Origin of the sequence: Candidatus Desulfatibia sp. (genome assembly GCF_036446775.1) — a bacterium.
In the GTDB taxonomy this organism is placed as follows: Bacteria; Desulfobacterota; Desulfobacteria; order Desulfobacterales; family UBA11574; genus Desulfatibia_A.
The window spans coordinates 1-6,597 of the sequence record NZ_JAZFTO010000379.1; the positions used below are offsets into that span (position 1 = coordinate 1).

5 protein-coding genes are annotated in these 6,597 nt (G+C 48.5%); 4 read left to right on the top strand and 1 reads right to left on the bottom strand.

The features are described 5' to 3' along the window. Both V3S16_RS17180 and V3S16_RS17185 read left to right on the top strand, forming a co-directional pair. Positions 1 to 518: MBL fold metallo-hydrolase (locus V3S16_RS17180; protein ID WP_413887178.1), on the top strand; the 518-nt coding region annotated here is incomplete at its 5' end. A 107-nt stretch (positions 519 to 625) separates the two neighbouring features. After that, positions 626 to 2,809 carry a Tex family protein gene (locus V3S16_RS17185; protein WP_413887180.1) on the top strand — a complete coding sequence of 728 codons (2,184 nt, stop codon included), beginning with the start codon at positions 626 to 628 and terminating at the stop codon, positions 2,807 to 2,809. A 593-nt stretch (positions 2,810 to 3,402) separates the two neighbouring features. On the opposite strand, the gene V3S16_RS17190 is transcribed toward V3S16_RS17185, so the two are convergent. After that, positions 3,403 to 4,908 (bottom strand): sigma 54-interacting transcriptional regulator, encoded by a 1,506-nt coding sequence (locus V3S16_RS17190; protein WP_413887182.1) that lies wholly within the window; start codon positions 4,906 to 4,908, stop codon positions 3,403 to 3,405. A 470-nt stretch (positions 4,909 to 5,378) separates the two neighbouring features. Here V3S16_RS17190 and V3S16_RS17195 point away from each other — a divergent pair, with 470 nt between their 5' ends. Continuing rightward, complete coding sequence (locus V3S16_RS17195; protein ID WP_413887184.1) at positions 5,379 to 5,909, top strand: hypothetical protein; 531 nt, start codon at positions 5,379 to 5,381, stop codon at positions 5,907 to 5,909. Positions 5,910 to 6,261: 352 nt separating this feature from the next. Then, positions 6,262 to 6,483: a hypothetical protein gene (locus V3S16_RS17200; protein WP_413887186.1), complete on the top strand. Its 222-nt coding sequence runs from the start codon at positions 6,262 to 6,264 to the stop codon at positions 6,481 to 6,483. The last annotated feature ends 114 nt before the right edge of the window (positions 6,484 to 6,597 follow it).

Sequence of the window (6,597 nt, forward strand, 5' to 3'; positions counted from 1 at the left end):
CCGAAGGACTTGTCATTGCGGGCCCCAAAGGCACGCGGGAAATTCTAAACCTTATCGTCAACGAGCCTTTTACAATGCCGCTGGACGATCTTCCTTACAAAGTAGAGGTGCTTGAACTATCCGGCCGAGAAAACACTTTGCCGTTTGCAACCAGCGTCATGGAGCTTGACCATACTTCCCTTACTCTGGGCTATCGGATCCATTTGGAGAACAAAACGATTGCCTACATCCCCGATACCGGTTTTTGCCGAAATGCCCTGAGACTGGCCCGCGATGTGGATCTCCTCATCACGGAATGCGCCTATTTGCCGGATGAGCACTCGGATGAATGGCCGCATCTAAATCCGCAGGATGCCGCCAAAATAGCAAAGGAGTCCGGTGCCAAACAACTCGCTTTGGTACATTTTGACGCCGGGCGGTATACGACGCTGGAAAACAGAAAAGATGCGGAGCTGCATGCCAGGAAAATATTTCCAAACACGATTGCGACCCGGGATGACATGCAACTGCACCTGTAGCGAGACCTTTGAAAAATGACAAGTCACCAGTAACCCGTAACTCGCAACTCGCAACCCGCAACCCGTAACTCGTAACCCGTAACAACTGACAAATAACAACTGAAAGCATGAACGACAACATATTCACATCCAAAATCGCCCGGGAGCAGAACATAAGCGACCATCACGTTCAGGCGGTAGCCGACCTGCTGGCCGCAGGGGCCACCATCCCGTTTATTGCCCGTTACCGCAAAGAAGCCACCGGCAGCCTGGACGAAGTCGCTGCTACCGCCATCCGGGACCGGCTCAACCAGCTTCGAGAAATCGAAGACCGCAAAAAAGTGATCCTCAACTCTCTTACGCAGCACGGCCATCTGACGGACGAGCTTTCCGCAAGCGTTCTGGCCGCCGAAACCATGGCAATATTAGAGGACATCTATCTGCCGTATCGGCCCAAGCGGCGCACAAGGGCGGTTGTGGCCAGGGAAAAAGGGCTCGAACCCCTGGCGCTGGCGATCCTGGAGCAGGACGGCACGGATCCGGTCGAAGCGGCGGCGTTCATCGATCCTGAAAAGGGGGTCGAGGCAATCGAAGATGCCCTGGCCGGAGCCAGGGACATCATTGCCGAAATCGTCAACGAGCACGACGAAGCCCGGGCCGGGCTGCGGAACCTCTTTTTCACCAAAGCCACGGTTGCAAGCCGCATGGCCGCCGGCAAGGAGGAAAAAGGCGCCAAGTTCAGAGACTACTTTGAGTGGAAAGAGCCGCTGTCCACTATTCCCTCTCACCGGATGCTGGCCATCCGGCGCGGCGAAAAAGAAGACGTCCTGAACCTCGACATACTGCCCGATGAAGCCCAAGCAATCGCGCTGCTCGAAAACCTGTTCGTCAAAAGACAAGGGGCGGATTCCGACCAGGTGAGGCTGGCAATAACAGACTGCTACAAGCGCCTGCTTTCGCGTTCTATGGAAACCGAAGCCCGGCTTCACGCCAAAAAACGAGCCGACGCCGAAGCCATCAGAGTGTTCGCTGAAAACCTGCGCCAGCTTTTGCTGGCCCCGCCGCTGGGGGCCAAGTGCGTGATGGGGATAGACCCGGGATTCAGAACCGGGTGCAAGCTCGTCTGTCTGGACCGCCAGGGAAAACTGCTGCATTACGACACGATTTTTCCGCACCTGTCCGATAAAAAAGCCCTTGAAGAATCCGTGAAAATAAAATCCCTGTGCCGGCGTTTTGATATCGAAGCCATTGCCGTCGGCAACGGCACGGCCGGCAGGGAAACCGAAGCCTTTGCCAAAGCAGTCCCGTTTTCAAACCCGGTGACGGTAATCATGGTCAATGAGAGCGGGGCGTCGATCTATTCCGCTTCCGCGGTCGCCCGGCAAGAGTTCCCGGATCATGATCTGACGGTGCGCGGGGCCGTGTCGATCGCCAGGCGCCTGATGGATCCTTTGGCGGAACTCGTAAAAATCGATCCCAAATCGATCGGCGTGGGCCAGTACCAGCACGATGTGGATCAGGCCGCCCTGAAACAGACCTTAGACGACGTTGTGATGAGCTGCGTTAACGGTGTCGGTGTGGATCTGAACCGGGCCAGTGTCCAGCTTTTGACCTATGTTTCCGGGCTCAACGCCGGCATCGCCAACAACATTGTCGCCCATCGCGAGGCCCACGGGCCCTTTACGTCCAGAACAAAGCTGCTGGACGTGCCGCGCCTGGGGCCCAAGGCCTTTGAACAGTCGGCCGGGTTTTTGAGGATCCCGGACGCTGAAAACCTCCTGGACGCCGGCGCGGTGCACCCGGAAAGTTATCACATTGTCGACGCCATGGCCAAAGATCTGGGGGCCACGGTCTCTGACCTGATGAAAAAACCCGAGATCCGCAGTCAAATAGATGTCTCACGATATGCGACGGAATCCGTCGGAATCCCCACCCTGAACGACATCCTCGATGAACTGGCCAAACCGGGACGCGACCCGCGCGAAAAATTCGAAGAGTTCTCGTTTGCCGACGGCATTGAAAAGATCGAAGACTTAAGGCCGCCGATGAAACTGCCCGGAATCGTGACCAATGTCACCGCATTCGGCGCTTTTGTGGACATCGGCATCCATCAGGACGGCCTGATTCACATCAGCCAGATATCCGACCGCTTCGTGAAAAACCCGTCTGACATCCTCAAGGTTCATCAGAAGGTGTCGGTGACCGTAATAGACGTCGATCTTGCCAGAAACCGGATTTCGCTGTCAATGAAATCAAGCGCCGGCCATTCGGATCCTGATGTGAAAACATCGGGGGTGAAAGGTGACCAATGACCAGCGCCACAGGCGCTACGACGGCAAAACCAGAAAGCGCATATCGCACTTTTCCTTTACTGCAAACCTCCTCTATTTGTTTTTCCAATTGGGCCATTTTTGAAAGCGAATAAACCACTACCTGCTAAAGCAGGTAGATTTCTGTTCTGACTGAAAGTCAGTCTAAAGGTACTTGGACGAATTAGGTTCACCGTTCTGGGTCCTGCGTTCTGGGTTATTCGTTCTGGGTTATTCGTTCTAGGTTCTGAGTTCCAGGTTCTGCGCTCTGGGTTCGGATTCTGCGTTAACCCTTAAACCTTTGAACCCGACTCGGCTGCCTTCGACATGAGCGGCTCGACCTGAGCTCGCCGACAGGTCTCACAGCCGAAGGGCTCGTCGCAGGCTGAACCTCTGAACCTTTCAACCTTGAATCTTAACCGCAAATCATTATGATGCTAAAGCTTTTCGCCTAAAAGGCGAAGGTTTTAAACCTGGCGAATGGAAAAATAAATCAAAGGTTAAGACAGAAACTTATAATTTTATGTACGAGTTGCGCGGCCAACCAATTTCTGCCAGAAAGACCATTGCATTGGGTTTATCATGATACGATTTGCCTATTCAGATTCTCTAAGACTGTACTGGGATATTAGCCGGGATAGATAGGATCTTTGAATGCCCATTATTTTTGCAGCTTCGCTTCTGTTGCCCGCTGTATGTTTCAGAGTTTGGGTGATGAACTCTTTTTTAAATCCATTTATTGCATCTTTAAGAGTCTGCCCCACATTCAAAGCTTGAAATTCTCCTATTCTTTCATAAAAAGGAAGTTCCTCTGGTAAAATTTCCGCTTTTTTGCTCATGACCACCGCCCGTTCCACAGCGTTGCTCAATTCCCTAACATTACCGGGCCAATCATATTCAAGCATTTTCTGCATGGCTTTTTCCGATATTGTTACATTCGGAGTACCTCTTTCCTGTTTTAAAATATCTAAAAAATAATTGGCAAGCAGGGGGATGTCTTCTTTCCGTTCTCTGAGGGGGGGCATTCGGAGTTGGACTACATTCAGCCGATAGTAAAGATCCTCTCGAAATCTTCCCTCAGCTACTTCCCTTGCTATATCTTTGTTTGTTGCTGAGATGACCCTTACATCCACGGTTATGGGTACATTGCCGCCAACACGATAAAACACCCCGTTTTCCAGCACCCTAAGCAACTTGACCTGCACCTCCGGTTTCATCTCTCCTATTTCATCCAGGAAAATAGTGCCGTTGTCAGCCGCCTCAAATTTTCCGATCTTTTGGCTCCCTGCCCCCGTAAAGGCCCCCTTTTCATGACCAAACAGTTCCGCTTCCAGTAAGGCTTCAGGCAGGGCGGCACAATTGATCGCAACCATCGTCTGTGCACGCCTGTGGCCGGACCGATGTATCAATCTGGCAAGCAGTTCCTTGCCTGTACCGCTCTCACCCAGTATCAAGGTGCTGCTTTTCGAGTTGGCAACTAAAAAGGCGTCTGAGATAACCTTTTTCAGGGAATCGCTATCCCCCATGATCTGGTGCTTACTCCGTATTTCTGCTCGGAGATCTTTGTTTTCCTTTTGCACCTGTTCAACCTTCTGAGCCCTGCTTATCGCTAAAGATGCCAAATCAGCGAAACCCATCAAAAGTTTCATATCTTCATCCTGGAGAGGACTTCCATCTTCTTTATCGATGATTTCAACCACCCCGATGGTTTTTCCATCTGCCTTCATCGGCACACAAGCGATGGAGTGAGTCTGGAACCCTATGGATTCACTTATTTGTTTGCACCAGCGCTGATCCTTGCTGACGTCGGCTACCAGAAGAGGCTCTCCCTTTTCGGCAACATAACCGGCAATCCCCTGCCCCAGATTGATCTCATACTTTTTGACTTCTTCTTTTTTATCACCGGTAGCAACCTTGAAATAAAGCTTCTTAGTTTTCTGATCCAGTAATAACAAAGAGCTGGCCTTGGCCTTCATCATACGAGTGGCTGTATCTATTATGAGTTCCAGCAGTTTATCGAGGTTTAGTCCCGATGTAACCCACGTGGAAATCTCTTTAAAGACTGCTATTGCGGGATCAGGGTTTGAAGACCTTTCATTCATAATTTCCCCCTAACACTCTGTAAGGTTGTTATATTTTTATTAATCTTAAAACCAATGATTTGTACGGGTGTATACTTTTTTATCGGCAGTTCATGGTAAAAAAATTAGCGGTATTTATGAAATTTTAAAACGGTTTCCTTTGAAGATGAAACCAATCCTGTCAAAACAAGACGTTATGCCGTAACGACCGTATTATTGCCATCCACTCCAATCAGGTTTAATGCACATGGGGATTTTCAAAGAGGGTTAGTTTTATAAAAAAATGCTATCAATTATCTTTTTTTATAACTGCCTCACATTTTTTTATTATCGCTTTTATTTTGTGAATAATAATATTTATCAATTAAATCGTAAGGTTGTCGTTTCATTTATGTTTTTTTTCAAGTCTGGCATGAGGTTTGCGATACAAAAGCACAAAGAGTTAAAAAAGTTTATATTTTACAAACAGTAGATATAGGAGGGATTAAACCATGAAAAAACTATTTGCCGGAGAATTTAATTTTACCTATTTTTGTTTAGCTTTGTTGGCAGCATGGATTTCCTTGAATGAATTTACTCAGGCGGTCGCCGATACCGACCGGGTCGCTGATTTCGCCCGGATCGTTTCTATTAATAAAGCCAATGAAACGAAGGCCGGGTATTTTTTCAAAGGTAACGCTTCAGAGGCATTTGCAGTCAAGGGTAGCCAGATCTATAGTTTACTGGCTCTCATACCGCAGGAATCTCAAAAGCTAATTGTTAAGTTTAAAGTGCCGCTCCTGACAAAACATATAGGCGAACCAGAAACCCTGCGGGACAAGGCTCGCTCCGGGAACGACCTTGAGTATAAAACCACCATGAAGGATGGTGTCGCCAAGCAGCTTCCTTATGTAGAAGCAGTATACCGGTACCTTAAAACCAAGCTATGGAATCCTGATTGGTTGAAAAACAAGTCGCATAGTTTAAATTTTGCACCCGTACCTTCCGGAGGTCTCTCTATTAAATATAAATATCAATTTTGACTTGCAGAGGTAATCTAATCCTCACTCTGATAAACGTACGGCTTTGGGGCCGAAATCGTTTGTGAGTTCTTTTGCGTACATCCTTTCGTCTATCTTGCTCATTAGATTCCATGATTGCTCCCTCTTTTTCTCATAATTCTCATGATATTGCCCTAACCCGGAAGTTCTGACAAAAACGTAATAGTTCACCGCAGAGTCGCAGAGGACGCAAAGACAATGAATATTTTTTTTCTGCTGACCCCCGAGGAATAAGCTTCGCATTCCACAGGGCAGGGAGGGCAGAAAAAAACTCTTGTTTAAAGCTCATAGAGTACTAATATGATGATGGATATCAATAAATTAAGCAGTAAAAGTGTGCGAAAGTTTGACGCTGGTTCTTGTTTTATTCGCCTTTTTGGCCATTGCGGGCTGTGAAGGGACGGACACGCGCGAGCAGGTGGATGATGCGGTAAAGGAACTCACCGGAAAGAAAAAGCTTGATCAAATGGACCAGATGAAAAAAGATATCAACAAAGCCGCGCAACTACAGGCGGAACGATTTAAAAAGACAAGGGAAAGTGCTGAAGAAAAATAGAAACTTATAATTTTATGTACGTCCCGGAGGCAAATACAGTTTCATCTCTCCGAGGCGTAGGCTCTACGAGCCGGAGGCAGGAAACTGTGAAAATTATAAGTAAATCCTGAAGAT

Bases quoted from the DNA above. Each gene is read 5' to 3' on its own strand.
- V3S16_RS17185 (WP_413887180.1), top strand. From the start codon at position 626: ATGAACGACAACATATTCACATCCAAAATCGCCCGGGAGCAGAACATA.
- V3S16_RS17190 (WP_413887182.1), bottom strand. From the start codon at position 4,908: ATGAATGAAAGGTCTTCAAACCCTGATCCCGCAATAGCAGTCTTTAAA.
- V3S16_RS17195 (WP_413887184.1), top strand. From the start codon at position 5,379: ATGAAAAAACTATTTGCCGGAGAATTTAATTTTACCTATTTTTGTTTA.